Origin of the sequence: Micromonospora sp. WMMA1947 (assembly GCF_027497355.1) — a bacterium.
In the GTDB taxonomy this organism is placed as follows: Bacteria; Actinomycetota; Actinomycetes; order Mycobacteriales; family Micromonosporaceae; genus Micromonospora.
The window spans coordinates 367,768-393,529 of the sequence record NZ_CP114909.1 but is presented as its reverse complement, the minus strand read 5'-3'; the positions used below and the strand labels follow the sequence as shown (position 1 = coordinate 393,529).

General features: G+C 71.9%; 23 protein-coding genes. 15 read left to right on the top strand and 8 right to left on the bottom strand.

Going from position 1 to position 25,762, the window contains the following annotated elements:
* Positions 1-5: 5 nt before the first annotated feature.
* The 8 genes from O7604_RS01865 (at position 6) to rny (ending at position 9,320) form a co-directional block, all read left to right on the top strand.
* Positions 6-1,148: an acyl-CoA dehydrogenase family protein gene (locus O7604_RS01865; protein ID WP_281578684.1), complete on the top strand. Its 1,143-nt coding sequence runs from the start codon at positions 6-8 to the stop codon at positions 1,146-1,148.
* Between the two features lie 68 nt (positions 1,149-1,216).
* Positions 1,217-2,515, top strand: coding sequence for an MFS transporter (locus O7604_RS01860; RefSeq protein ID WP_281578683.1), 1,299 nt, complete (start codon positions 1,217-1,219; stop codon positions 2,513-2,515).
* Between the two features lie 4 nt (positions 2,516-2,519).
* Positions 2,520-2,720, top strand: coding sequence for a DUF3046 domain-containing protein (locus O7604_RS01855; RefSeq protein WP_030504158.1), 201 nt, complete (start codon positions 2,520-2,522; stop codon positions 2,718-2,720).
* A gap of 185 nt (positions 2,721-2,905) precedes the next feature.
* Positions 2,906-3,955 (top strand): recombinase RecA, encoded by a 1,050-nt coding sequence (gene recA, locus O7604_RS01850; RefSeq protein ID WP_013284729.1) that lies wholly within the window; start codon positions 2,906-2,908, stop codon positions 3,953-3,955.
* A gap of 11 nt (positions 3,956-3,966) precedes the next feature.
* Complete coding sequence (locus tag O7604_RS01845; protein WP_281578682.1) at positions 3,967-4,659, top strand: regulatory protein RecX; 693 nt, start codon at positions 3,967-3,969, stop codon at positions 4,657-4,659.
* Positions 4,660-4,910: 251 nt separating this feature from the next.
* Positions 4,911-5,972 (top strand): IS110 family transposase, encoded by a 1,062-nt coding sequence (locus O7604_RS01840; protein ID WP_120572001.1) that lies wholly within the window; start codon positions 4,911-4,913, stop codon positions 5,970-5,972.
* 57 nt (positions 5,973-6,029) lie between these two features.
* Complete coding sequence (locus O7604_RS01835) at positions 6,030-6,734, top strand: 3-keto-5-aminohexanoate cleavage protein (protein ID WP_281578681.1); 705 nt, start codon at positions 6,030-6,032, stop codon at positions 6,732-6,734.
* 819 nt (positions 6,735-7,553) lie between these two features.
* On the top strand, positions 7,554-9,320 hold the full coding sequence (gene rny / locus O7604_RS01830; RefSeq protein ID WP_269701270.1) for a ribonuclease Y: 1,767 nt from the start codon (positions 7,554-7,556) through the stop codon (positions 9,318-9,320).
* 76 nt (positions 9,321-9,396) lie between these two features.
* Here the strand turns inward: rny and O7604_RS01825 are convergent, their stop codons facing one another.
* The 4 genes from O7604_RS01825 to O7604_RS01810 all read right to left on the bottom strand — a co-directional run bounded on the left by O7604_RS01825 (position 9,397) and on the right by O7604_RS01810 (position 12,746).
* Positions 9,397-10,272, bottom strand: coding sequence for an amino acid ABC transporter permease (locus tag O7604_RS01825; RefSeq protein ID WP_269701268.1), 876 nt, complete (start codon positions 10,270-10,272; stop codon positions 9,397-9,399).
* A complete protein-coding gene (locus O7604_RS01820; protein WP_194802967.1) occupies positions 10,269-10,925 on the bottom strand; it encodes an amino acid ABC transporter permease in 657 nt (218 codons plus the stop codon). The genes O7604_RS01825 and O7604_RS01820 overlap by 4 nt, the downstream gene beginning before the upstream one ends.
* 79 nt (positions 10,926-11,004) lie before the next feature.
* Positions 11,005-11,940, bottom strand: a complete 936-nt coding sequence (locus O7604_RS01815) for a glutamate ABC transporter substrate-binding protein (protein WP_269701266.1) — start codon at positions 11,938-11,940, stop codon at positions 11,005-11,007.
* A 50-nt stretch (positions 11,941-11,990) separates the two neighbouring features.
* Positions 11,991-12,746: an amino acid ABC transporter ATP-binding protein gene (locus O7604_RS01810; RefSeq protein ID WP_269701264.1), complete on the bottom strand. Its 756-nt coding sequence runs from the start codon at positions 12,744-12,746 to the stop codon at positions 11,991-11,993.
* Positions 12,747-12,945: 199 nt separating this feature from the next.
* Between O7604_RS01810 and selD the strand changes: the two genes are divergently transcribed.
* Both selD and O7604_RS01800 read left to right on the top strand, forming a co-directional pair.
* Positions 12,946-13,935, top strand: coding sequence for a selenide, water dikinase SelD (gene selD / locus O7604_RS01805; protein WP_269701262.1), 990 nt, complete (start codon positions 12,946-12,948; stop codon positions 13,933-13,935).
* Between the two features lie 212 nt (positions 13,936-14,147).
* Positions 14,148-14,627, top strand: coding sequence for a hypothetical protein (locus O7604_RS01800; protein ID WP_269701260.1), 480 nt, complete (start codon positions 14,148-14,150; stop codon positions 14,625-14,627).
* Between the two features lie 78 nt (positions 14,628-14,705).
* Here the strand turns inward: O7604_RS01800 and O7604_RS01795 are convergent, their stop codons facing one another.
* Entirely contained in the window at positions 14,706-14,933 is a 228-nt protein-coding gene (locus tag O7604_RS01795) for a DUF2277 family protein (protein ID WP_269701258.1), read from the bottom strand.
* Between the two features lie 52 nt (positions 14,934-14,985).
* On the opposite strand from O7604_RS01795, the gene miaB reads away from it, so the two are divergent.
* Positions 14,986-16,485, top strand: a complete 1,500-nt coding sequence (gene miaB, locus O7604_RS01790; protein WP_281578680.1) for a tRNA (N6-isopentenyl adenosine(37)-C2)-methylthiotransferase MiaB — start codon at positions 14,986-14,988, stop codon at positions 16,483-16,485.
* A 91-nt stretch (positions 16,486-16,576) separates the two neighbouring features.
* On the opposite strand, the gene O7604_RS01785 is transcribed toward miaB, so the two are convergent.
* Both O7604_RS01785 and O7604_RS01780 read right to left on the bottom strand, forming a co-directional pair.
* Positions 16,577-18,199: a cellulase family glycosylhydrolase gene (locus O7604_RS01785; RefSeq protein ID WP_281578679.1), complete on the bottom strand. Its 1,623-nt coding sequence runs from the start codon at positions 18,197-18,199 to the stop codon at positions 16,577-16,579.
* Positions 18,200-18,531: 332 nt separating this feature from the next.
* The gene (locus O7604_RS01780) at positions 18,532-19,740 is read right to left on the bottom strand and encodes a DUF349 domain-containing protein (RefSeq protein ID WP_281578678.1); all 1,209 of its coding nucleotides are present in this window, start codon (positions 19,738-19,740) and stop codon (positions 18,532-18,534) included.
* Between the two features lie 203 nt (positions 19,741-19,943).
* On the opposite strand from O7604_RS01780, the gene O7604_RS01775 reads away from it, so the two are divergent.
* The 3 genes from O7604_RS01775 to dapF are packed head-to-tail and all read left to right on the top strand — an operon-like array spanning position 19,944 to position 22,427.
* Positions 19,944-20,663, top strand: coding sequence for a hypothetical protein (locus O7604_RS01775; protein ID WP_281578677.1), 720 nt, complete (start codon positions 19,944-19,946; stop codon positions 20,661-20,663).
* Positions 20,546-21,565, top strand: a complete 1,020-nt coding sequence (gene miaA / locus O7604_RS01770; protein WP_269701252.1) for a tRNA (adenosine(37)-N6)-dimethylallyltransferase MiaA — start codon at positions 20,546-20,548, stop codon at positions 21,563-21,565. Before O7604_RS01775 ends, miaA begins: the two co-directional genes overlap by 118 nt.
* Before the next feature lie 7 nt (positions 21,566-21,572).
* Positions 21,573-22,427 (top strand): diaminopimelate epimerase, encoded by an 855-nt coding sequence (gene dapF / locus O7604_RS01765; protein ID WP_281578676.1) that lies wholly within the window; start codon positions 21,573-21,575, stop codon positions 22,425-22,427.
* Between the two features lie 174 nt (positions 22,428-22,601).
* On the opposite strand, the gene O7604_RS01760 is transcribed toward dapF, so the two are convergent.
* The gene (locus O7604_RS01760) at positions 22,602-24,074 is read right to left on the bottom strand and encodes an NAD-dependent malic enzyme (protein WP_262013573.1); all 1,473 of its coding nucleotides are present in this window, start codon (positions 24,072-24,074) and stop codon (positions 22,602-22,604) included.
* 196 nt (positions 24,075-24,270) lie between these two features.
* Here O7604_RS01760 and hflX point away from each other — a divergent pair, with 196 nt between their 5' ends.
* A complete protein-coding gene (hflX, locus tag O7604_RS01755; protein ID WP_281578675.1) occupies positions 24,271-25,734 on the top strand; it encodes a GTPase HflX in 1,464 nt (487 codons plus the stop codon).
* Positions 25,735-25,762: the final 28 nt, after the last annotated feature.

Genomic DNA, 25,762 nt, shown 5'->3' with positions numbered 1-25,762 from the left:
CCGCCATGGAGCAGCATCTCTACGAGCCCGTCCACGACGAGTTCCGCGACCTGTGCCGCCGGTTCCTCGCCCGGGAGGCGGTGCCGCACCACGAACGCTGGGAGGCCGACGGGATCGTCGACCGGGAGGTCTGGCGGGCTGCCGGCGCGGCCGGGCTGCTCGGCCCGGACGTCGACCCCGAGTACGGCGGCGGCGGGCAGCACGACTTCCGGTTCAACGCGGTGCTGGACGAGGAGATCGTCGCGTCCGGGTGCTCGGGTCTCGGGTTCGGCCTGCACAACGACGTGGTCGCGCCGTACCTGACCGAGCTGACCACCGGCGACCAGCGCAAGCGGTGGTTGCCGGGCTTCTGCTCCGGCGACCTGGTCACCGCGATCGCGATGAGCGAGCCGGGCGCGGGCAGCGACCTGGCGGGCATCCGCACCAGCGCGGTGCGCGACGGCGACAGCCTGGTCCTCAACGGGCAGAAGACGTTCATCACCAACGGTGAGATGGCCGACCTCGTGGTCGTGGTGGTCAAGACCGCGCCGGACCAGGGCGCCCACGGGGTGAGCCTGGTCGTGGTGGAGAGCGGCACACCGGGCTTCAGCCGGGGCCGCCGGCTCGCCAAGGTCGGCCTGAAGGCCAACGACACCGCCGAGCTGTTCTTCGACGACTGCCGGGTGCCGGCGGAGAACCTGATCGGCACCGAGAACCACGGCTTCTACCACCTGATGGCCAACCTGCCCCGGGAACGGCTGAGCATCGCCGTCGCCGCGGTGGCGGCCTGCGAGAAGCTGCTCGCGCTCACCATCGAGTACGCCCGCTCCCGCGAGGCGTTCGGGCGGCCGATCGGCCGGTTCCAGCACAACCGGTTCCTGCTGGCCGAGCTGGACACCGAGGTCACCGTCGCGCGGACGTTCGTCAACCACTGCATCGCCGAGTTCAACGCGGGCCGCCTCTCGGTGACCGACGCGGCGAAGGCCAAGTGGTGGACCACCGAGCTGCAGACCAAGGTCGCCGACCGGTGCGTGCAGCTGCACGGCGGCTACGGCTTCATGGCGGAGTACCCGGTGGCGAAGGCATGGCTGGACAGCCGGGTGCAGACCATCTACGGCGGCACCACCGAGATCATGAAGGAGATCATCGGCCGGGGCCTCGGCCTGTAGCGAAACCGGGTGCCTACCGGGCGGGCCGGTGCGGGAGGATGGGGCACCCGTCCCCACCAGGAGCGCGCATGTCCACCGACCTGACCGCGCCGGCCCCGCCTCGGCCCGACGTCGCCGGCATCCAGCGGCGTACCGTCCGGCTGCTGTTCCTCACCCAGATCATCGGCGGCATCGGCGTCACCATCGGCATCTCGGTCGGCGCGCTGCTCGCCGCCCGGGTGGCCGGCACCGCCCTGGCCGGGCTGGCGCAGAGCGCCGGGGTGGTCGGCGCCGCGCTGCTCGCCATCCCGGTCACCCGGCTCATGGCCGCGCGTGGCCGGCGGCCGGGGCTGGTCCTCGCGTACGCGGTCGGCGCGGTCGGCGGCGTGCTGGTGGTGGTCGCCACCGCGACGCGCCTGGTGCCGTTGCTCTTCGTCGGCATGCTGCTGTTCGGCGGCGGCACGGCGGCCAACCTCCAGGCCCGCTACACGGCGGTGGACCTGGCCGAGCCGCAGCGCCGGGGGCGGCAGCTCTCGCTGGTCGTGTGGGCCACCACCATCGGCGCGGTGGCCGCGCCGAACTTCGCCGCGCTCGCCGACGACACCACCCGGGGCTGGGGCCTGCCGGCGCTGGCCGGCCCGTTCGCCTTCAGCGCCGTCGCGTTCACGCTCACCGCCGTCGTACTCCTGGTCCTGCTCCGGCCGGATCCGCTGCTCACCGCGCGCCGGCTGACGGCGGCCGAGCCGGCACCGGGCGCCGCACCGGCGGTCACCCGCCGCGGTGGCATGGTCGCCGCGTGGCGCACGGTACGCGGGCGGCCGGCCGCCCGCCTCGGCATCGCCGCGGTCGCGGTGGGGCACCTGGTGATGGTCGCTGTCATGTCGATGACCCCGGTGCACCTCGGCGAGTGGCACTCCGACGCGGACGTGCTTCCCGTGGTCGGCCTGGTGCTGAGCCTGCACATCGCCGGCATGTACGCGCTGTCGCCGGTGGTGGGCTGGCTCACCGACCGGTTCGGCCGACGGCCGGTGATCCTCGGCGGGGTGGCCCTGCTGCTGGCCGCGTGCGCGGTCTCCGGCACCGCAGGGCACAGCACACCGCTGCTGTCGGTGGGGCTGACGCTGCTCGGGCTGGGCTGGTCGGGCACGATGGTGGCGGGCTCGACGCTGCTGTCGGAGTCGGTGCCGCCCGCCGACCGGCCCGGTGTGCAGGGCCTGTCCGACCTGCTCATGGGGCTGGCCGGAGCGGGCGCGGCAGCGGCGAGCGGGTTCGTCATGCGGGCCGTGGGGTACCCGACGCTCACCCTGCTGGCGGCGATCGCGGTGGTGCCGCTGGTGGCGCTGGCGCTGCGCCGTCCCGGCGCGGCGCCACTCGACGAGGAGGACTGAACACGTGCGGCTGACCGACTTCTGGACGCGGCTGGAGGAGGCGTTCGGGCCCGGCTACGCGGCCAGCATCGCCAGGGACCAGGTGCTGTCCCAGCTCGGTGGGCGGACCATCGAGCAGGCCCTCGCGGCCGGTGAGCAAACGCACGTGGTGTGGCGTGCCGTGGTGGCCGCGTACCCGGACCGGGTGCCCGCCCGACTACGCTGAGCAGCCTTTTCATCGATCCCGCGTGTCGCTTGCCCAGTCGTACACCTGTTCGGCTATTGTCCACAGCGGGGTGCTCGTCCACAGCTCACGGCCCGTCGGCTGGTTTTCTGTCGGACCCAGCGCCTAGCGTGTCCCGCGTGACGCGAAGCTCAGGAAAGACGCCGGCGAAGGCAGGGGTGGCAACGATGGCAGCAGGGCCTGACCGGGAGAAGGCGCTCGACCTTGCTCTCGCTCAGATCGACAAGCAATTCGGCAAGGGTTCGGTGATGCGGCTGGGGGAGCGGCCCGTCGTGCAGACGGCTGTCATCCCGACCGGCTCCATCGCGCTCGACGTGGCGCTCGGCGTGGGCGGTCTGCCCCGCGGCCGGGTGGTCGAGATCTACGGTCCGGAGTCCAGCGGTAAGACCACCGTCGCGCTGCACGCGGTCGCGAACGCCCAGCGCGCCGGCGGCATCGCCGCGTTCATCGACGCGGAGCACGCGCTCGACCCGGAGTACGCGCGGGCCCTCGGCGTCGACACTGACGCCCTGCTGGTCTCCCAGCCGGACACCGGCGAGCAGGCGCTGGAGATCGCCGACATGCTGGTCCGCTCCGGCGCGATCGACATCATCGTCATCGACTCGGTGGCGGCCCTGGTGCCGCGCGCCGAGATCGAGGGCGAGATGGGCGACAGCCACGTCGGTCTCCAGGCCCGGCTGATGAGCCAGGCGCTGCGGAAGATCACCGGCGTGCTCAACAACACCGGCACCACCGCGATCTTCATCAACCAGCTCCGCGAGAAGATCGGCGTGATGTTCGGCAGTCCGGAGACCACCACCGGTGGTCGCGCGCTGAAGTTCTACGCCTCGGTCCGGCTCGACGTGCGCCGCATCGAGAGCCTCAAGGACGGCACCGACGTGGTCGGTAACCGCACCCGGGTCAAGGTCGTGAAGAACAAGGTCGCCGCGCCGTTCAAGCAGGCCGAGTTCGACATCATGTACGGCAAGGGCATCTCCCGCGAGGGCTCGCTGATCGACGTCGGCGTGGAGCAGGCGATCATCCGCAAGTCCGGCGCCTGGTACACCTACGACGGCGACCAGCTCGGTCAGGGCAAGGAGAAGGCCCGCGAGTTCCTCCGCGAGAACCCGGACGTCGCGGCCGAGATCGAGAAGAAGATCCTGGAGAAGCTCGGTGTCGGCACCGGTGGTGCCGGTGACGCCGCCGGTGGCCCGGAACTGCCGCCGGTCGACTTCTGATCCGCTGATCCGTGGCAGGACGACGCGCCCGTACGGGCCGGGGCTGGGATGCCGGTCCACCCCGTACGGGCGACGCCACAGGTACGCCCCGGCCTCGCCGGGGGCGCCGTGATCGCGCGGCGGAGCCCGATGCAGGGGAGGCTCCGGCTCCGCCGCGCGACGAGGCCGAGGTGGCCCGGGAGATCTGCCTGCGGCAGCTCGCGGTCCGCCCGCGCACCCGGGCCGAGTTGGCCGGTGCGCTGGCCCGCCGGGGCATCTCCGAGGAGGTCGCCGAGCAGGTCCTCGACCGCTACGACGAGGTGGGCATCGTCGACGACGCGGCCTTCGCCCGCGCCTGGGTGAGCAGCCGGCACAACGGCCGTGGGCTGGCCCGCCGGGCGCTCGCCAACGAGCTGCGTCAGCGCGGCGTCGACGGCGAGGTGGCCGGCGCGGCCCTGGACGGGCTGGACGAGGAGACCGAGGCGGAGACCGCCCGCGCCCTGGTGGAGCGCAAGCTGCGCAGCGCGAGGGGCGAGCCGGACGCGGTGTTCCGCCGCCTGGTCGGCATGCTGGCACGCAAGGGCTACCCGGCCGGGGTGGCGATCCGGGCGGTGAAGGACGCGCTGGCCGCGCAGAGCGCCGAGGCGGCCGAGTTCGCCGAGCACATCGACGCCGACGCGATGGCCGACGCCGAGCAGGATCTCGACTCCCGCCGGCTCGACTGACTGTGAGCATGGCGGGGTCGGTTCAGTAGTGATGAGCTGATGGCTGGCAGTGGCAGGCGTGACCCTTCGTCTGACTGGCTTTGTGCCCTTGGCGGGACTTGTCCGTCTGCTGCTGCCAGCGCCGGCCCGGCGGGAGACGTTTGGCCTGATCAGGAGCTTGACCGCCAGTTAGCGGCTGGCGTGTCTCATCACAGTCCTGCCATCTCCGCGCCGGACCGGACCTCGCGTCCCCCACGGTGAGGAGAGAACGCATGTCCATGCTGGCAGATCTGGTCGAGGTCGTCATCGGCGTCGACACGCACAAAGACACCCACACCGCCGCGGTCCTCGATGCCCGCACCGGTGCCGTGCTGGCACGGGTCAGGGTGAACACCGACCCGGACGGCTACGCCGAGCTGGTAGCCCTGGCCGATGAGCAGTCAGGGTTGCGGGCCTGGGCGCTGGAGGGCACCGGCGGCTACGGCGCCGGCCTTCACCGTTATCTGGCCGATGCCGGTGAGCTGGTTGTCGAGCTGGACCGCCCCAAGCGGCCGACTCGCCGGGCCGGGGCGAAGTCCGACCCGATCGACGCCGAACGCGCCGCCCGTGATGCCCTGGCCCGCACCCGGCTGACGCAGCCCAAGACCGGGCCTCAGCGGGCAGCGCTGCAGATGCGGCTGACCGCCCGCCGGGCGGCCGTCGAGGCTGCCACCGCCGCCCAGCGGCAGCTGCACGCGATGGTCATCACCGCTCCCGAAGCGGTGCGAACCCGCTTTCGCGGGCAGCGCACCCGAACGATGATCACCACGGCTGGCCGGCTGCGACCGACCACGGCCGGTGGCGACATCGAGGCCGCCACCGCGCTGGCAGTGTTACGTGATCTCGCCCGACGCATTCGGACCTTGGAAACGGAGGCAGCCAGCCACGAGACAGCCATCCGCATGATCGTGCGCTCCTGGCGCCCCGACCTGCTCGACCTCACTGGCGTCGGACCCATCGTCGCCGCCACCGTCCTGACCGCCTGGTCCCACCCCGGACGCTGCCGCAACGACGCCGCGTTCGCCATGCTCGCCGGCGCCGCCCCGATCCCTGCTTCATCCGGCAAAACCATCCGCTACCGGCTCAACCGCTCAGGCGACCGGCAACTCAACCGCGCCCTGCACACCGTCGCCCTGTCCCGACTGCGCTACGACGAGCCCACCCGCGCCTACGCCGACCGCCGCCGCGCCCAAGGCAAAACCGACCGAGAGATCAAACGCTGCCTCAAGCGATACATCGCAAGAGACCTCTACCGACGCCTCGAAAGCCCACCCCAGCCACTTGACGCGCCATAGGAGCGTCCGATCGGCAGCGCTCGTCGCGGCTGCCGTCCCGAGGAGAGGCGCACCACCGTGCTGAAGGCGTGTCTCAACGGCACACGACGCCGCGACGAGCATCCCGCCGTGCCGCTCACCCCGGCCGAACTGGCCGCCGACGCCGCACGCTGTGCGGCCGCCGGGGTGGCGGCGGTGCACGTGCACCCGCGCGACGACACCGGCGCCGAGTCACTCGACCCGGCGGTGATCGCCGCGGCGGTCACCGCCGTCCGGGCCGCCCGTCCCGGCCTGCCGGTCGGCGTGAGCACCGGCGCCTGGATCGTTCCCGACCCGGCCGAGCGGATCGCCGCCGTCCGCGCCTGGACGGTGCTGCCCGACTTCGCCTCGGTCAACGCCCACGAACCGGGGGCGGCCGAGGTCGCCGCCGCACTGCACGAGCGCGGCGTGATGGTCGAGGCGGGCCTGTGGACCCCGGCTGCTGTCGACGCCTGGCGCCGCTGGTCCGCGCCCACCGGGCGAATCCTCGTCGAGTGCATGGCCGAGCAGGTCACGACGGCACTCGCCGACGCCGCGGCGATCCTCACCGCGCTGCCCGCAGAGTGCCCACCGGTGCTGCTGCACGGGGAGGGGCCGGCCACCTGGCCGGTGTACGCCGAGGCGGTCCGGCGGGGCCTGCACACCCGCATCGGCCTGGAGGACACGCTGCTGCTGCCCGACGGCACCCAGGCCCCCGACAACGCCACCTTGGTAACCACAGCCCTAACCACCGCCACCCGCTGACCCACCCCACCCGGCCCACCCGCCCGGTCCCACCCGGCCCCGGCCCCGCCCACTCCAGCCCCGTTGACCATGAAGTTGACGGCACTTCCCGTCCGGTTTGTCCAGGCCAACTTCATGATCGAGCCCGTCAACCTCATGATCGTGCGGGGAGAGGGCGGGCGGCGTCGATGGGGGAGGGGGCGTGAGCAGGTCGGGAGCGGCACCGAGGGGCGGGGTTTGTCCTGGCCTGTCCGGCATCTGATCACCAGTGAGTGACGCCGTAACTTCTCTCCGTCCGGGTGGTTTGATCATGACTCCTTGACCGAACGGCCCCTCGCGACCTAGCCTCGCCATACAGGCTCACTTTGCCCGACCAGCGCAGGCTAAGCGCACAACATAGATCTCGTAACAGAACAGCATCACTTTGGCCAGCTACACCGGCCCTTGACGGGCGCTCCGGAGCCACCGGAGCCTCCGACAACTGCAACCGGCCGTCAGCGGTGCCCCGCACGGGACACTGCCGACGGAAAGCTGCCCACAGCCAGCCGCTCCGGTCGGGCGTCCAGAAGCCGCAGGCGCGTGTCCTTCGCGCGTGTCCTGCGGCGCCGACGTTCACGGGGAGGCGGCCATGGCAGGGCGGCACAGGTTCAGCGGCGGTCTGCCACACGGCCCCGACCCCTCATCGGTGGGCGGCAGCCCGGCGACGAAGCCCCGACGGGCCGCCGCCGGGCGGAACGGCGGAGCGGGGCGGGCCGGCGGAGCGGGGCGGAACGGCGACGCCCGCCGGGCCACCAGAGCATCGCGGACGGGCGTGTCCGCGTACCGGTGCGGAGCGGCTCGATGAGCGCCTTCGACGTCGTCCTCCTCGTGGTCGTGCTGCTGCTCGTCGTGGTGGTGGTCGGCGCCGTGCTGTTCGGCGTGCGTACCCTCAAGCGGCTCAGCCTGGCACCCGCGCCGGAGGACCCGGCGTTCATCGCGGAGAAGGACCGGCAGGAGCAGTCCCTCGCGGCGTTGCGGACGGCCGCCGACGAGGTGAACAGCACCATCGACGTGGCGAAGTCCGCCGCCTCCGCGGCCCGGGCCGAGGCGGCCGCCGCGAAGGCGGAGGCGAAGTCCGCCCGGGCCGAGGCGCGGCGGGTGCTCGACGACGCCCGCGCCGAGGCCGACACGGTGCTGGAGCGCGCGCACAAGCAGGCCGAGGCGGACGCCGAGCAGCTGCGTACCGCTGCGCGGCGCAGCGGCGAGCGCGAGGTGGCGGTGCTGGCCGCCACCACCCGGGAGCAGGCGGCGGAGGTGGAACGTCGCGCCGCCCGGATGGACGAGCGGGAGCGGCTGCACACCGAGGAGGTGGAGCGGCTGGCCGAGCGGGAGCGGCAGCTCACCGCCGCCACCGCGGCGCTGGCCGCCCGGGAGGCCGCCCTGGCCGAGCGCGAGCGGAAGCTGACCGAGGTGGAGGAGCAGCGCCGCCGGGAGCTGGAGCGGGTGGCCGGGCTGACCGCCGACGCGGCCCGTGCCGAGCTGGTCGAGTCGATCGAGGGGCAGGCCAAGCGGGAGGCCGCGCTGCTGGTCCGGGAGATCGAGGCGGACGCCCGGGGCAGCGCCGAGCAGCGCGCCCGCAACATCGTGGTGGACGCGATCCAGCGGGTCGCCAGCGAGCAGACCGCGGAGAGCGTGGTCAGCGTGCTGCACCTGCCCGGAGACGAGATGAAGGGGCGCATCATCGGCCGGGAGGGGCGCAACATCCGCGCCTTCGAGTCGGTCACCGGCGTCAACCTGATCATCGATGACACCCCCGAGGCGGTGCTGCTGTCCTGCTTCGACCCGGTACGCCGCGAGGTCGGCCGGGTCACGCTGGAGAAGCTGGTGCTCGACGGCCGGATCCACCCGCACCGGATCGAGGAGGTCTACGACCTGGCCCGGCAGGAGGTGGAGGAGCTGTGCCTGCGGGCCGCGGAGGACGCGCTGGTCGAGGTCGGCATCACCGAGATCCACCCGGAGCTGGTCACGCTGCTGGGCCGGTTGCGCTACCGCACGTCGTACGGGCAGAACGTCCTCAAGCACCTGGTGGAGAGCGCGCACATCGCCGGGGTGATGGCCGCCGAGCTGCGGCTGGACGTGCCGACGATCAAGCGGTGCGCGTTCCTGCACGACATCGGCAAGGCGCTCACCCACGAGGTGGAGGGCAGTCACGCGATCATCGGCGCGGACGTGGCCCGCAAGTACGGCGAGAGCGAGGACGTGGTGCACGCCATCGAGGCGCACCACAACGAGGTGCCGCCGCAGACCATCGAGGCGGTGCTCACCCAGGCGTCTGACGCCTGCTCGGGCGGACGGCCGGGCGCGCGGCGGGAGAGCCTCGAGGCGTACGTCAAGCGGCTGGAGCGGATCGAGGAGATCGCGGCCGGCAAGCTGGGCGTGGAGAAGGTCTTCGCCATGCAGGCGGGCCGGGAGATCCGGGTGATGGTCAAGCCGGACGACGTGGACGACATCGGCGCGGCGGTGCTGGCCCGGGACGTGGCCAAGCAGATCGAGGAGGAGCTGACCTATCCGGGTCAGATCCGGGTCACAGTGGTGCGCGAGTCGCGGGTCACCGAGATCGCCCGCTGAGCGGCGCGGACAACGGAGAACGGGCGGGTGGGGAGTTCCCCACCCGCCCGTTGCGTGTCCGCCGGACGCCGTCAGCTCACAGCGGCGTGGCGCCGGTGCCGCCGTCGGTCTGCGTGGACACCACCGGCTTGGCCGCGGTGCGCGGGAGCCGGGTCAGCCGCTTCTGCAACCACCAGGCCAGCACCGACAGCAGGCCGCAGATGCTGATGTAGATGGCCGCGACGATCAGGTACGTCGGCACGTACGGCAGGCCGAACGCCAGCCGGCCGCCGATCTGCTTGCCCACGAAGAGCAGCTCCGGGTACGTGATGATGAAGCCGAGCGCGGTGTCCTTGAGCAGGACGACGAGCTGGCTCACGATCGCCGGGAGCATCGACCGGAACGCCTGCGGCAGCAGGATCAGCCGGAGCACTTGGTTCTTGCGCATGCCGATCGCGTACGCGCCCTCGGACTGCCCGTACGGCACGGCGTTGATGCCGGCGCGGAAGATCTCCGCCAGCACCGAGCCGTTGTACAGCGTCAACCCGATGACCAGCGCCCAGAACTTGTCGATCGGCCAGCCGTACTGCAGCGGCACGTAGTAGCCGAAGAAGATCAGGATCAGCAGCGGGATGGCGCGGAACAGCTCCACCACGAATGTGGCGGGAGCGCGGAACAGCACCTTGTCGCTGAGCCGGGCGCTGGCGAAGAACGCGCCGAACAGCAGCGCCAGCACGGTGGCGACGGCGGCGACCTTCAGCGTGGCCCAGAGGCCGTTCAGCAGCTCCCGCTGCACGGCCGCGTACTGGAACTGTTCCCACTTGCGGGCCTCGAACTGGCCGGTCTGGTTGAACTTGTAGACCACGAACGCGATCAGCGCGACGATCGCCGCGATCGAGACGATGCCGAGGATCCGGTTGCGCATCCGGGCCTTGGGGCCGGGGATGTCGTAGAGGACGCTGCTGCTGCTCATCGGGCCACCGCCCACTTGCGCTCGAGGATCCGCTGGAGCACCACCAGCGGGATGATCAGGATCAGGAAGCCGATGACGATCCAGGTGAGCACGATGAACTGCGGCTCACCCCGTTCCGACATGTACGCCGGGATGGCGCCTGCTTCCAGCACGGAGAAGCCGGCAGCGATCGTGGTGTTCTTCAACATGGCGATGAGCACGCTCATCATGGGCGGGACCATGGCCCGCAGCGCCTGCGGCAGCACGATCAGCGTCAGCACCTGGGCGAACGTCATGCCCAGCGCGCGGGCCGCCTCGGCCTGGCCGGTGGCGACGGTGTTCACGCCGGAGCGGACCACCTCGCAGATGAACGCCGAGGTGTACGCGATCAGCGCGATGCAGGCGCTGTTGAAGTAGTCGATGTTGACGTCCAGCTTCGGCACCGCGAAGACGAGGAACGCGAACACCAGCGTCAGGGGAGTGTTGCGTACCAGGTTGACGTAGGTGGCGCCGAACGCCCGCAGCGCGGGCACCGGGGACACCCGCATCGCGCCGAGCAGCATGCCGAGGACGAGACTGCCGACGCCGGCGATCAGGAACAGCTTGACGGTGTTGAAGAACCCCTCGCGGAACAGGCTCGCGTTGTCCGTCAGGACGCGGAAGAACTCGCCCATACCTCGCTCTCACTCTCTCCAGACGGGACCGGGCGGGGAGGAAGGACCTCCCCGCCCGGTCCGACGTCGGTGCGGACCGTCAGTACCGCTCGAGCTGCGGCGGGGTGGCCGGCGAGCCGGACTTGCCGAGCGTGCCGTCGTAGATCTTCTTCCAGGTGCCGTCGGTGAACGACGCCTCGATCTGGTCGTTCACGTAGTCACGCAGGGCCTTGTCGTCCTTGGGCAGGCCGATGCCGTACTTCTCGGTGCTGAACGGCTGGCCGACGACCTTGAGCTCGTCCGGGTTCTGCGCGGCGTAGCCCTTGAGGATGGCGTCGTCGGTGGTCACCGCGTCGACCTTCTTGTCGAGCAGCTGCGAGACGCACTCGGAGTAGGTCTTGAACTCGACGATGTTCTCGCCCTCGGTCAGGCCCTCGTCGCGGATCTTCTGGATCGGCGTGGAGCCGGTGGCCGAGCAGACCTTCTTGCCCTTGAGCGTGTCCTTGCCGGTGATCGACGACTCGTCCTTGCGAACCAGCAGGTCCTGGCCGGCGACGAAGTACGGGCCGGCGAAGGAGACGTCGTTCTTGCGCTTGTCCGTGATCGAGTAGGTGCCGACGTAGTAGTCGATCTCGCCACCCTTGATCGCGGTCTCGCGGTTGGCGGACGCGATCTCCTTGTACTCGATCTTCGCCGGGTCCACGCCGAGCGTGCTGGCGACGTACTGAGCGATCTCGATGTCGAAGCCGCAGCGCTTGCCCTGAGCGTCCTTGTAGCCGAGGTTCGGCTGGTCGAACTTGACGCCGATGACGACCTTGCCGGCCGACTTGATCTTCTCGAAGGCCGGGCTGCCGGCGACGTTGGCGTCCGTCTTGGGGGTGAAGGTCACGCCCGAGCTGCTGCAGCTGTCGCCCTGCGCCCCACCGCTGGCGTTGCCGCCGCCGCTGGGGGCGGGGTCCCCCTCCTTGCCGCAGGCGGCCGCGGTCAGGGCGAGCGAGGCCATCATGGCCATCGCCGCCACGCGCTTGTAACGCATATTCATCTCCTTCTTCGACGGAGTCGACGGGACGACTCCACTACGGGCGCTCAGTGGGTGAGGATCTTGGAGAGGAAGTCCTTGGCCCGCTCGCTGCGCGGGTTCGCGAAGAACTCGGCCGGCGGCGCGTCCTCGACCAGCTTGCCGTCGGCCATGAAGATGACCCGGTTGGCCGCGTGCCGGGCGAAGCCCATCTCGTGGGTGACCACGACCATGGTCATGCCCTCACGGGCCAGCGACGTCATCACGTCGAGCACCTCGCCGACCATCTCCGGGTCCAGCGCGCTCGTCGGCTCGTCGAACAGCATCGCCTTGGGCTGCATGGCCAGCGCGCGGGCGATCGCCGCCCGCTGCTGCTGGCCGCCGGAGAGCTGCGCCGGGTACTTGTCCGCCTGGTTGGCGATGCCGACACGGTCCAGCAGGGCCAGGCCACGCTCACGGGCGGCGGCCGGCTTCTCCCTGCGGACCTTGACCGGCCCCAGCGTGACGTTCTCCAGGATGGTCTTGTGCGCGAAGAGGTTGAACGACTGGAACACCATGCCGACCTCGCTGCGCAGCTTGGCCAGGGGCTTGCCCTCGGCCGGCAGCGGCTGCCCGTCGAACGTGATGGTGCCCTTGTCGATGGGCTCCAGCCGGTTGATGGTGCGGCACAGCGTCGACTTGCCGGAGCCGGACGGGCCGATCACGACGACCACCTCGCCCCGGCCGACGGAGAGGGACACGTCGTCGAGCACGTGCAGCGGCCCGAACCACTTGTTGACCCCGTCGAGCACGATCAGCGGGTCGCCCGTCGTCACGTCGTCCACCGTCCCTGTCGTCCATGGCGGAATTCGGGGGTCGGTCGACCCCCGGTTGGGCAACTGTAGGCGGGGTGACATGGCGGAACGCAACTCAGTTGGTCACGGAGCGGTAACACCGGTCACCGGCGTACCGGCCCGTCCGAATTTCGTCACCGTCCGGGTGGGCCGACTGGCGCCGAAGCCGCAGGCCGGAGATCATGAGGCGATGACCGACGCGATCCGGCTGACCGACTACGCCCGCGGTGGCGGCTGCGCCTGCAAGATCCCGCCCGGCGAACTGGAGGCGATGGTCGCCGGGCTCGGCGCCACCGGCGGTTCGGCCGACCTGCTGGTCGGCCTGGAGAACGGCGACGACGCCGCGGTGGTCCGGCTGGACGAGCGTACGGGTCTGGTGAGCACCGCCGACTTCTTCACCCCGGTGGTCGACGACGCCTACGACTGGGGGCGCATCGCCGCCGCCAACGCGCTCTCCGACGTGTACGCGATGGGCGGCACCCCGCTCGTCGCGCTCAACCTGCTCTGCTGGCCGCGCGGTGTGCTGCCGCCGGAGATGGCCCGCGAGGTCCTGCGCGGCGGTCTGGACGTGGCCCGGGAGGCGAACTGTCACCTGGCCGGCGGGCACAGCGTGGACGACGACGGCCCGAAGTACGGCCTGGCGGTCACCGGTGTGGTCCGGCCGGAGGAGCTGATCACGCTCGACGCCGGGCGGGCCGGGCTGCCGCTGTCGCTGACCAAGCCGCTCGGCGTGGGCGTGCTCAACACCCGGCACAAGCAGACCGGGCAGCGCTTCCCCGAGGCGGTCGAGTCGATGGCCCGGCTCAACCGGGACGCGGCCCGCGCGGCGGTGGCCGCGGGCATCCGCTGCGGCACCGACGTGACCGGTTTCGGACTGCTCGGGCACGCCTCGAAGCTGGCCCGGGCGAGCCGCCTGACGGTGGCGATCGACGCGGCGGCGGTGCCGTACCTGCCCGGTGCGCGGGAGGCGATGCGCGACGGGTACGTCAGCGGTGGCACCCGGCGCAACCTGGAGTGGGTCACCCCGTGGACCGACTTCGGCGGCGCCGACGAGGGGGAGCGGCTGCTGCTCGCCGACGCGCAGACCTCCGGCGGACTGCTGGTCGCCGGTGAGGTGCCGGGCGGCACCGTGATCGGTGAGCTGCTGCCGGCTTCGGAGCACCTGATCCGGGTGCGCTGAGCTGCGATTCGCGGCGCGGCTGGGCCGCCGGCGCGGCACCGTACCCGATAAACTGTCATCTTCCAGCTACTCTGGGCAACGTCGCCCGAGGGAATTTTGCCCGGAATGGTCACAGACCGGTAACTTGCGCCCGGCTGAGGTCAAATGCACCCCACCATCGTCTTTAAGGCCCGATCCGGAGGCCGGTGGAACGAGCGCAGCGAGGAGGCGGCATGACCGAGCTGTGGAACTGGAGAATCGACGGCGGCGCGCCGGTAGAGGTCTACCCGGCACTGGCCGAGGCACTCGGCCGGGTGGTGATGCCCATGGCCGTCGCCGACCCGATGCGGCTCCCCGCGTACGCGGTGGTCTGCGACGTGTGGGAGGCGCCCGGGCTGTACGGCACGGTGGTCGACTGTTACGGCGTGCCCGACGGCCTGCCCGAGCTGCCCGCCCTCGCGGCGCTGGCCCGGCTGCTGGGCCGCAACTGCCTGATGCGCGACGACACGCTGGACGCCGGGCGGCACCTGCTGGTCGCGCCGGACGGCACGATCCGGCCGGTGCACTTCGACGTGGCCGACACCGACGACGGCGAGGTGCTCAGCCACCACCGGCTCTGCACGGTCGCCGACGCGCGCTGCCGGGGCTGGTCGCAGTGCCACCGGTCGCGCTGGGCGCCGGACACGGTCGCCCCGGCGCTCGCCGCCGCCTGAGCGCGGGCGCCGGCGGGCGCCCGTGACCGGTGCTCGCCGCCGTGCCCCCACCGGCGGCGAGCGGTGGCGGCCCCGGGCTCAGCCCCGGGCCGCCGGCTGCTGCCCCCGCACCACGAGCTGCTCGAGCAGCGTCGCGGTGGCGGCGGCCACGGCGTCCACCGCGGCGTCGAACGCGGCGGCGTTGTGCGCCGCCGGGGTACGGAATCCGGAGATCTTCCGGACGTACTGCAACGCGGCGGCGCGGATGTCCTCCTCGGTGACCACCGGGACGTACGGCTCACGCAGGGTCTTGATGCTGCGGCACACGGCTCCTCCTCGTTCGATACGACCGGCTCCACCCGGATACGCTGTGCGGGTCATGACTACCGCAGCCGCGGGCAGCCCGCGCACCTACCAGGTGCGTACGTACGGCTGCCAGATGAACGTGCACGACTCCGAGCGCATCTCCGGCCTCCTCGAGGACGCCGGTTACGTGCGCGCCGCCGAGGCCGACGAGCAGCCCGACGTGGTGGTGTTCAACACCTGCGCGGTCCGGGAGAACGCCGACAACCGGCTCTACGGCAACCTGGGTCATCTGCGCCCCGTGAAGGCCAAGCATCCCGGCATGCAGATCGCTGTCGGCGGCTGCCTGGCCCAGAAGGACCGCGGCGACATCGTCCGCAAGGCGCCCTGGGTGGACGTCGTCTTCGGCACGCACAACATCGGTTCGCTGCCGGCGATGCTGGACCGGGCGCGGCACAACGCCGCGGCCGAGGTCGAGATCCTGGAGTCGCTGGAGGTCTTCCCCTCCACGCTGCCGACCCGGCGCGAGTCGACGTACGCCGGGTGGGTCTCGATCTCCGTCGGCTGCAACAACACCTGCACGTTCTGCATCGTGCCCTCCCTGCGCGGCAAGGAGAAGGACCGCCGCCCCGGCGACATCCTCGCCGAGGTCCGTGCGCTGGCCGACTCCGGCGTGCTGGAGGTGACGCTGCTCGGGCAGAACGTCAACTCCTACGGCGTCGAGTTCGGCGACCGGTACGCGTTCGGCAAGCTGCTGCGCGCCTGCGGCGACATCGACGGGCTGGAGCGGGTGCGATTCACCAGCCCGCACCCGAAGGACTTCACCGACGACGTGATCGCCGCGATGGCCGAGACGCCGAACGTCTGCCACTCGCTGCACATGCCGTTGCAGTCCGGCTCGGACGACGTACTGCGGGCGATGCGCCGCTCGTACCGGTCGGAGAAGTACCTGGGGATCATCGAAAAGGTCCGGGCGGCCATGCCGGACGCGGCGATCACCACCGACATCATCGTCGGCTTCCCCGGCGAGACCGAGGCCGACTTCGCCCGCACGCTGGACGTGGTCCGGGAGGCGCGGTTCTCCTCGGCGTTCACCTTCCAGTACTCCAAGCGCCCCGGCACCCCGGCCGCGACCATGGACGGGCAGCTGCCCAAACAGGTCGTGCAGGAGCGCTACGAGCGGCTGATCGCCTGCGTCGAGGAGATCACCTGGGCGGAGAACAAGAAGCTGGTCGGCGAGACCGTCGAGGTGCTGGTGGCGGTCGGCGAGGGCCGCAAGGACGAGCGCACCGGCCGGATGTCGGGCCGGGCCCGCGACGGCCGGCTCGTGCACTTCGCCACCGGTGAGTTGGCCGGGCGGATCCGCCCCGGCGACATCGTGCACACAGTCGTCACGTACGCCGCCCCGCACCACCTCAACGCCGACGGCGCGCCGCTGGCCCACCGGCGTACCCGGGCCGGGGACGCGGCCGAGGCGGGGCAGGTTCCGCGTACCCCGGGGGTGCTGCTCGGCCTGCCGACGATCGGCGCACCGGCTGCCGCACCCGCCCCGGTAGGCGGCTGCGCCGCCCACTGACCGCCGGTAAGGAAGGGCCCCCTCTTAACACTCGGTGTTAAAAGGGGGCCCTTCCTCTACCGCAGGCGTTAATAAGGGGCCCTTCCTTACATCAGCAGGCGGTGCCGTTGAGCTTGACCGTGGCGGGGGTGGCGGCGGTGCCGTTGGCGGTGAAGCCGACGGTGACCGACGCGCCCGGCGCCAGCGACGACGCCCAGGCCGGCCCGGCCGCCGTCACAGTGGTGCCGGACTGCGTGACGGTGGCGTTCCAGCCGCTGGCGAGGGTCACTCCGGACGGCCAGGTCCAGGTGGCCGACCACGGGTTCACCGCGGCGGTGCCGGTGTTCTTGACGGTCAGCTCGCCCTGGAAGCCACCCGCCCAGGAGTTGATCTGCTTATAGGTGGCGGTGCAGCCACCGGTCACCGGGGGCGGCGGGGTGGTCGGCGCCGGCGAGGTGTTCGGCGTGCCGGTGGGGGACGGGCTGGTGGTGCCGCCACCACCGGTCGGCGGGATCAGGTACGGCGTGAGGATGTCCTGCTTCGGCTGGTTGATCGTGGTCCAGTCGTCGTTGGCGATGCCGCCGGTGTCACCCGAGTTCGGGTTCCACGACCAGTACGTGAACGACATGCCGTTCACGCCGGTGCCGGTGTACGCCATCAGGTCCTGCAGCCAGATCTTGTCCTTGGGGTCCTGGAGCGTGGTGCCGAACTCGCCCATCATGATCGGCGCGATGTTCTGCTTGTAGAGGTAGCCCCAGTACTTGTCCCAGATGGCCGGCATGTTCGCCGGGTACGACGGGTCGTCGAACCAGGCCTGGCGGTAGACCGACGTGGCGTACTCGTGCGGCGAGTAGACCAGCCGGTTCGCCACGTTCAGCCGCACCGGGAACTGCCCGGCCTTGGACAGGTTGCCGCCCCACCAGCCGCAGTCCTCGTCGTTGCTGGGGTCGTTGTCCCAGACGTTCGACAGGCCGCCGCTCGGGCAGCTCACCCCCTCCACGAAGATCAGCCAGTTCGGCTGCACGCCGAGGATCGCGTTGCCGGCCCGCTCGGCCGCCAGCCGCCAGTCCCGGGTGGTGTCGCCGCAGCCCCAGCAGGCGCCGGTGGCGGCCGGGTTGGTGCCCTCGGCGTGCGGCTCGTTGTGCAGGTCCGCGCCGATCACAGTGGTGTTGCCGGCGTACCGCTGGGCCAGCATCTTCCAGTCGTTGATCCAGGTCGCCTCGGAGACCGTCGAGGTGTACCAGAGCGGCGACTGCCCGGCCGACGTCGGCCGGTGCCGGTCCAGGATGACCCGCATCCCCTTGCTGCCCGCGTAGTCGATGACCTTGTCGAGGATCTGCAGCGGGGACAGCCCGATCAGGTCCGGGTTGACGAAGTCGTTGATGCCGGTGGCGGTCGCGCCGGCCTTGAGGGCGTCGTTCGAGTAGGGGATGCGCAGCGTGTTGTAGCCCAGCCGGGCCATGGTGTCGAGCTGGGAGCGCCACGGGTTGCTCGACCACAAGCCGTGGAACGTCTTGTTGTCGGTCTCCATCCCGAACCAGTTGATGCCGGTCAGCCGGACTGTCGCGCCCGTACTGTCGACGATCTTGTTGCCGCTGGTGTGCAGGTAACCGGTGCCGGTGCCACCGGCCGCCGCGGCGGCCGGTGCGGTGGAGACGGCGGCGGCGACGAGCACGCCTGCCGCTGCGGTGGCGAGCGCCGTCAGGGCGCCGCCGAGGGCGGTGCGTCGGTGCATGGAAGCTCCACTTCGGATGCCCGCGCCGCACGGGCGCCGCGGGCGGCAGGACCAGGAGGCACGTCCCGCTCGTCATCGAGTACGCGCGCAGCGCGCGTCGGGCCGTGTCGTGTGGACGGCCACCCGCGAGATGTCGCACCGGCGATCGTCGACGGCGAGATCAGCCGTCGGTGCCCTCGTGCCGGTGCCTGAACCTGGCTCCGCCGCTCATTCTGATCAGCCTGCCTCGATGCGTCAACCCTGGTCCGGACGCAGGTGAGCCCCCGGCCGACAGGGCCGGGGGCTCACCTGATGTGTCCGTCCGCCGGCCTGCCCGGCCGGGGGTTGCCGCGTCAGCCGGCCTGCTCGGCGAGCTGGAGGAACTGCCGCTTCGAGGCGAGTGCCTGCTCGGCCTCCTTGATCCGGCGGGCGTCACCGGCGGCCTGGGCCCGGGCCAGCCGGTCCTCGGCCTCGGCGACCTGGGCGCGCATCTGCGCCAGCAGCGGGTTGTCCTCCTTGGTGGTGCGCCGCCACGCCGAGTCCATCACCTCGCGGACCTTGTCGTCCACGGCCCGCAGCCGGCGCTCCAGCCCGGAGGCGGCCTCGCGGGGGACCCGGCCGGCCTCGTGCCACTGCGCCTGGATCTCCCGCAGCTTCGCCTGGGCGCCCTTCGGGTCGCCGTCGACGTCGAGCGCCTCGGCCTCGGCCAGCAGCGCCTGCTTGCGCTCCAGGTTGGCGCGCTGCTCGTTGTCCCGCGCGGAGAAGACCTCGCTGCGGCGGGTGAAGAACTCGTCCTGCGCGGCGCGGAACCGTTCCCAGAGCTTCTGCTCGGCCTCCTTGGCGGCGCGCGGCGCGGCCTTCCACTGGGCCATCAGGTCCTTGAGCTGACCGGCGGTGACGCCCCAGTCGGTGGAGTCCTTGAGCTTCTCCGCCTCGGCGACCAGTTCCTCCTTGACCGTCTGCGCCTGCTTGCGCTGCTGGTCGAGGGAGGCGAAGTGGGCGCCCCGGCGGCGGGTGAAGCCGTCCCGCGCGGCGGCGAACCGCTTCCACAGCTCACCGTCGGTCTTCTTGTCGACGCCGCGGATGGTCTTCCACTCGTCGAGGATCTCCTTGAGGCGGTCACCGGCGGTCTTCCAGCCGGTCGACTCGGCGGCCAGCTTCTCGGCCTCCTCGACGAGGGCGGTCTTGCGCGCCAGCGCCTCGCCCCGGGCGGCCTCGCGGGCCGCCTTGGCCTCGCCGGCCTTCTCCTCGGCGACGGTGGCCAGCTTGTCCAGGCGGGCGGCAAGGGCGTCGATGTCGCCGACGACGTGCGCCTCGGCCAGCGACCCACGGATCCGGCGGATCGTGGTCAGGGAGTGGCCGGCGTCAGCCGCGCCCGAGTTGAGCCGGGCCTCGGTCAGATCGACCTCGGTCACCAGGTCGGCGTAGCGCCGGGCGAAGTGGGCGAGCCCTTCCTCCGGTGCCCCTGCCTGCCAGGATCCGACCACCCGCTCGCCCTCGGCGGTCTTGACGTAGACGGTGCCGTCCTCGTCGACCCGTCCGAAGGCAGTCCAGTCGCTCATGTGCCCATCCTCGTTCTCCCGGCGCCGAGGGGACAGCCCCCTCGTTCGCCGCCACGGCGCAGCAAACTTTCTCCCGGCATTGTCACAGGTCCGCCCCCGTCCGTGTCGAGCGCCTGTCGCCGACCGTGACCATACGGTGTTGTACGCCCTCGATGACCGGATCGGCGCGGGGACGCACCGGGAGATCCCGATAGGTTTGGGGCGTGCCACTGGTTGCCGCCGCCGTCTGCCCCCACCCGCCGCTTATCGTGCCCGAGCTGGCCGGCGCCGCCGCGCCCGAGCTGGACGACCTGCGCGCCGCCGCCGACGCCGCTGTCGCCCGGCTGCTCGCCGCCGAGCCCGAGGCGATCCTGCTCGTCGGCGGAGGGCCGGAGACCGTCCTGTTCAACTCCGCCGAGCACGGTTCGCTTCGCCCGTACGGGCTGGACCGGCGCGTGCGGCTCTGGAAGGTCAACTGCGCGGGCGGGGACCGCCTGCCGCTGAGCCTGACCGTCGGCGCGTGGCTGCTGAACCGCTCCGGCACCGAGCTGCCCCGGCTGGCCCGGTCGGTGGCGCACGACGCCACGCCGGCGGAGTGCGCGGCGTTCGGCGCGAGCCTGATCCTCGACGACGACCCGCGGGTCGCGCTGCTCGTGCTCGGTGACGGGTCCGCCTGCCGGGGCGTCAAGGCGCCGGGGTACGACGACCCGCGCGCCGAGGCGTACGACGAAGGGGTTGCGGTTGCCCTGGCCGGTGCGGACGCGGACGCCCTGCTCGGCCTGGACCCGGAGCTGTCGGCGGAGCTGAGGGTCGCCGGGCGGGCGCCGTGGCAGGTGCTGGCCGGCGCGGTCGGCGCGGCGGGCGGCGACTGGCGCGGCGAGCTGAGCTACCACCGCGCCCCCTACGGCGTTGCCTACTTCGTGGCGAACTGGGAGCGGGCGTGAGGGTCGTCGCCGTGGTCGGGCCGACAGCGGCCGGGAAGTCGGCGCTGAGCATCGCGCTGGCCCACGCGCTCGGCGGCGAGGTGGTGAACGCCGACTCGATGCAGCTCTACCGGGGCATGGACATCGGCACCGCCAAGCTCACGCCGGCCGAACGCGAGGGCGTGCCGCATCACCTGCTGGACATCTGGCCGGTGACCGAGCCGGCCAGCGTCGCCGAGTACCAGACGCTGGCCCGCGCGGCGGTCGACGACATCCTGGCCCGGGGACGGGTGCCGCTGCTCGTCGGCGGCTCCGGGCTGTACGTGCGGGCGGTGCTGGAACAGTTCGAGTTCCCCGGCACCGACCCGGCGCTGCGGGAGCGGCTGGAGGCGGAACTCGCGGCGGTCGGCCCCCTGCCGCTGCACGCGCGGCTGGCCGAGGCCGACCCGGGCGCGGCGGCGAGCATCCTGCCCACGAACGGGCGGCGGATCGTGCGGGCGCTGGAGGTGATCGAGCTGACCGGCGCGCCGTTCACCGCGTCGCTGCCGTCGCCCACGCCGTACTACCCGTCGGTGCAGCTCGGCGTGGACCTGGACACCGCCGCGCTGGACGAGCGGATCGCGCTGCGGGTGGACCGGATGTGGGCCGACGGCCTGGTCGACGAGGTGCGGGCGCTGGTCGGCGAAGGACTGCCCGAGGGGCGGACGGCGAGCCGGGCGCTCGGCTACCAGCAGGTGCTGCGGTTCCTGGCCGGGGAGCTGACCGAGGTCGAAGCGTACGAGGAGACGATCCGCGCCACCCGCCGGTTCGTGCGCCGGCAGCGCTCCTGGTTCCGGCGTGACCCGCGCGTGCACTGGCTGGACTCGGCGTCGCCCGCGTTTCTCGACACTGCCCTGCGGGTGGTCGCCGAGCATCGGCCATGATGGGAGCGTGGAGTTCACCAAGGGTCACGGCACCGGCAACGACTTCGTCATCCTGCCCGACCCGGACGGCACCCTCGACCTGACACCCGGCCTGGTCGCCGCGCTCTGCGACAGGCGACGCGGGCTCGGCGGCGACGGCGTGCTGCGCGTCGTACGGGCCGCCAAGCACCCCGAGGGCGTCGCCCTCGCGGGTGAGGCCGAGTGGTTCATGGACTACTGGAACTCCGACGGCTCGTTCGCCGAGATGTGCGGCAACGGGGCCCGGGTGTTCGTGCGCTACCTGCTGGACCGGTCGCTGGCCGCCCCGTCGGGCGGGACGCTGCCGATCGCGACCCGCGCCGGCCTGGTGCGCGCCCGGGTCGAGGGCGCGGACGTGGCGGTCGAGATGCGCCGCCCCCGGCTGTACGACACGGCGACCGCCACGCTCGGCGGGCTGACGCTGCCCGGCACCGCGGTGGACGTCGGCAACCCGCACCTGGTGTGCGCGCTGCCCGCCGCGCTGGAACTGACGGCGCTCGACCTCACCCGCGCGCCCGGGGTGGATGCCGGGATCTTCCCGTCCGGGGTGAACGTCGAGTTCACCACGCCGGGCGAGCCGGTCGACGGCACCGACGGGCACGTGCTGATGCGGGTGTACGAGCGCGGCTCGGCCGAGACGCTCTCCTGCGGCACCGGCGCGTGCGCGGTGGCCGCGGTGGCGTTGCGCGACGCCGGCCTGGACATCGGCACGGTGACTGTGGACGTGCCAGGCGGACGCCTCACGGTCACCGTGACGGCCGACTCCTGCTGGCTGTCCGGCCCCGCCGTCCTGGTGGCCACAGGCACCCTGACCCCGTCCGCCCTGGGCGACCTTCACGGTTGATCAAGGAGTTTGCGGCGGATTTCTGGCCCCCAGGGGACGCAAACTCCTTGGTCAACGGCGCGAACGGCTTGCCGAAGGCATGCACGAGATCTTGGAAGATTTCGGCCCCTATGAGGGCCATATCCTTCCAAGATCTCGCGCGCGAGGCCCGGCGCGAGGTCGGCGCGGAGCGGGTCAGGGGGTGGCGCTGGCGTTGGCGGCGATCTCGGGCAGGTCGGCCGGGCCCGGGTCGGCCGCGGGCGCCGGCGTGGCGGCCGGGTTCTGGGCTGCGGCCCGCACCGCGGCGGCCACCGCCGGGGCGACCCGGGAGTCGAACACGCTCGGCACGATCACCGTCGGGTTGATCTTGTCCTCGCCCACCACGTCCGCGATGGCCCGGGCCGCGGCGAGCGCCATCTCCTCGGTGAACTCCTCGGCGTGCGCGTCGAGCATGCCGCGGAACACGCCGGGGAAGGCGAGCACGTTGTTGATCTGGTTCGGCTGGTCCGAGCGGCCGGTGGCGACCACTGCGGCGTACTTGCGCGCCTCCCGCGGGTCCACCTCCGGGTCGGGGTTCGCCAGCGCGAAGACGATCGAGTCCTTCGCCATCTGGGCGACGTCCTCGCCGGTGAGCAGGTTCGGCGCGCTCACACCGATGAACACGTCCGCGCCGCGTACCGCCCCGGCCAGGTCACCGGAGTAGTTCTCCTTGTTGGTGTTCTCGGCCAGCCACTGCCAGGCCGGGTTGAGGTCCGGCAGGCCGCGGTGCAGGGCGCCCTGGCGGTCGTACGCGATGATGTCGCCCACGCCCTGGCGCAGCAGCAACTTCATGATCGCGGTGCCGGCCGCGCCGGCGCCGGAGACCACGACCCGGACGTCCGCGAGCTGCTTGCCCACGACGCGCAGCGCGTTCGTCAGCGCGGCCAGCACGCAGATCGCGGTGCCGTGCTGGTCGTCGTGGAAGACCGGGATGTCCAGCGCCTCGCGCAGCCGGGCCTCGATCTCGAAGCAGCGCGGCGCGGCGATGTCCTCCAGGTTGATGCCGCCGTACGCGGGCGCGATCGCCTTGACGATCGCCACGATCTCGTCGGTGTCCTGGGTGTCCAGCACGACCGGCCAGGCGTCCACCCCGCCGAAGCGCTTGAACAGCGCGGCCTTGCCCTCCATCACCGGCAGCGACGCGGCCGGGCCGAGGTTGCCCAGGCCGAGCACCGCGGTGCCGTCACTGACCACCGCGACGGTGTTGCGCTTGATGGTGAGCCGGCGGGCGTCGGCCGGGTTCTCCGCGATCGCCATGCAGACCCGGGCCACGCCCGGGGTGTACGCGCGGGACAGCTCGTCGCGGGTGCGCAGCGCGACCTTCGGGGTCACCTCGATCTTGCCGCCGAGGTGCAGCAGGAAGGTGCGGTCGGAGACCTTGCGCACGTCCACCCCGTCGAGCGCGGTGAGCGCGTCGACGACCTGGTCGGCGTGTCCGGCGTCGGCGGTGTCGCAGGTGAGGTCGACGATCACGTGGGCGGGGTCGGAGTCGACCACGTCCAGCGCGGTGACGATGGCCCCGGCCTCGCCGGCGGCGGTGGTGAGGCGGCCGATGGAGGAGGCGTCGGCGGGTACCGCGATCCGGATGGTGATGGAGAATCCGGCACTCGGCAGTCGGGTGTTGGCCACGAGAAACTCCTCCGTCGGCGCTGAGCGGCTCGACTGGCATTTCTACTCGCCCGCCCAGGTCGCCCGGCATCCGCCCCCGCTACCCGTCGGTAGCGTCACGGGCATAACACAGGTGCGCCCGGCGTTGTCACATGTCAGGATTGCTGTCACGCGCCGAAAATTCTCGGCGCTGCACAAAACGGACAGGAGACGCAGTTTGCGCGAGCAGGAGACCTTCCATCCCTACACGGACGACGAGCTCGAGGCCACCACAGGCGAGTACGAGCTGTCGGAGCGGCAGGCGCTGCGGCGGGTCCCCGGCCTCTCCACCGAACTCACCGACATCACCGAGGTCGAATACCGCCAGCTCCGGCTGGAGCGGGTCGTCCTGGTCGGGGTCTGGACCGAGGGCACCCAGACCGACGCCGACAACAGCCTCACCGAGCTGGCGGCGCTGGCCGAGACGGCCGGCTCGCAGGTGCTCGAAGGGCTGATCCAGCGTCGTCACCGGCCCGACCCGGCCACGTACATCGGCCGCGGCAAGGTCGACGACCTGGGCGCGGTGGTGCTGTCCACCGGCGCCGACACGATCATCTGCGACGGTGAGCTGTCGCCGTCGCAGCTGCGCAACCTGGAGCAGCGCACCAAGGTCAAGGTGGTCGACCGGACCGCCCTGATCCTGGACATCTTCGCCCAGCACGCCAAGAGCAAGGAGGGCAAGGCGCAGGTCGAGCTGGCCCAGCTCGAATACCTGCTGCCGCGCCTGCGCGGTTGGGGCGAGACGCTCTCCCGGCAGACCGGTGGTAGCGGCCGCGGCGGTGGCGCCGGCGGCGGCGTGGGCCTGCGCGGTCCCGGTGAGACCAAGCTGGAGACCGACCGGCGGCGCATCCGCCACCGCATCGCGCGGCTGCGCCGCGAGATCAAGAGCATGGCGACGGTACGCCAGACCAAGCGCGCCCGGCGTACCCGTAACGCGGTGCCCGCGGTGGCGATCGCCGGCTACACCAACGCCGGCAAGTCCAGCCTGCTCAACCGCCTGACCGGGGCGGGGGTGCTGGTGGAGAACGCGCTGTTCGCCACGCTGGACCCGACCACCCGCCGGGCCACCACGTCCGACGGGCGGCTCTACACGCTGTCCGACACGGTCGGGTTCGTCCGGCACCTGCCGCACCAGATCGTCGAGGCGTTCCGCTCGACGCTGGAGGAGGTCGCCGACGCGGACCTGGTCGTGCACGTGGTCGACGGCACCCACCCGGATCCGGAGGAGCAGGTCCGGGCGGTCCGCGAGGTGCTCGCCGAGGTGGGCGCCGACCGGCTGCCGGAACTACTGGTGGTGAACAAGACCGACGCCACCGACGAGGAGACGATGCTGCGCCTCAAGCGGCTCTGGCCGGATGCGGTCTTCGTCTCCGCCCACAGCGGGCGCGGGATCGAGGAGCTGCGCGAGGCGGTCGAGCGGCGGCTGCCCCGGCCGGCCGTCGAGGTGCGCGCGGTGCTCCCGTACGACCGGGGTGACCTGGTCTCCCGGGTGCACCGGCAGGGTGAGGTGCTGAGCACCGCGCACCTGCCCGAGGGCACCCTGGTGCACGTGCGGGTCAGCGAGGGGCTGGCCGCCGAGCTCGCGCCGTACCGGGCGGGTGACCGGCTGACCAGTGACGAGCGGGTGGGCGCCGGGCGGTGAGCCGTCCGGCGTCACCCGCCGGAAACCC

Coding starts and splice junctions, on each gene's coding strand:
- O7604_RS01865 (WP_281578684.1), top strand. CDS start 6: ATGGAGCAGCATCTCTACGAGCCCGTCCACGACGAGTTCCGCGACCTG.
- O7604_RS01860 (WP_281578683.1), top strand. CDS start 1,217: ATGTCCACCGACCTGACCGCGCCGGCCCCGCCTCGGCCCGACGTCGCC.
- recA (WP_013284729.1), top strand. CDS start 2,906: ATGGCAGCAGGGCCTGACCGGGAGAAGGCGCTCGACCTTGCTCTCGCT.
- O7604_RS01840 (WP_120572001.1), top strand. CDS start 4,911: ATGTCCATGCTGGCAGATCTGGTCGAGGTCGTCATCGGCGTCGACACG.
- rny (WP_269701270.1), top strand. CDS start 7,554: ATGAGCGCCTTCGACGTCGTCCTCCTCGTGGTCGTGCTGCTGCTCGTC.
- O7604_RS01825 (WP_269701268.1), bottom strand. CDS start 10,272: ATGAGCAGCAGCAGCGTCCTCTACGACATCCCCGGCCCCAAGGCCCGG.
- O7604_RS01820 (WP_194802967.1), bottom strand. CDS start 10,925: ATGGGCGAGTTCTTCCGCGTCCTGACGGACAACGCGAGCCTGTTCCGC.
- O7604_RS01815 (WP_269701266.1), bottom strand. CDS start 11,940: ATGCGTTACAAGCGCGTGGCGGCGATGGCCATGATGGCCTCGCTCGCC.
- selD (WP_269701262.1), top strand. CDS start 12,946: ATGACCGACGCGATCCGGCTGACCGACTACGCCCGCGGTGGCGGCTGC.
- O7604_RS01800 (WP_269701260.1), top strand. CDS start 14,148: ATGACCGAGCTGTGGAACTGGAGAATCGACGGCGGCGCGCCGGTAGAG.
- miaB (WP_281578680.1), top strand. CDS start 14,986: ATGACTACCGCAGCCGCGGGCAGCCCGCGCACCTACCAGGTGCGTACG.
- O7604_RS01785 (WP_281578679.1), bottom strand. CDS start 18,199: ATGCACCGACGCACCGCCCTCGGCGGCGCCCTGACGGCGCTCGCCACC.
- O7604_RS01780 (WP_281578678.1), bottom strand. CDS start 19,740: ATGAGCGACTGGACTGCCTTCGGACGGGTCGACGAGGACGGCACCGTC.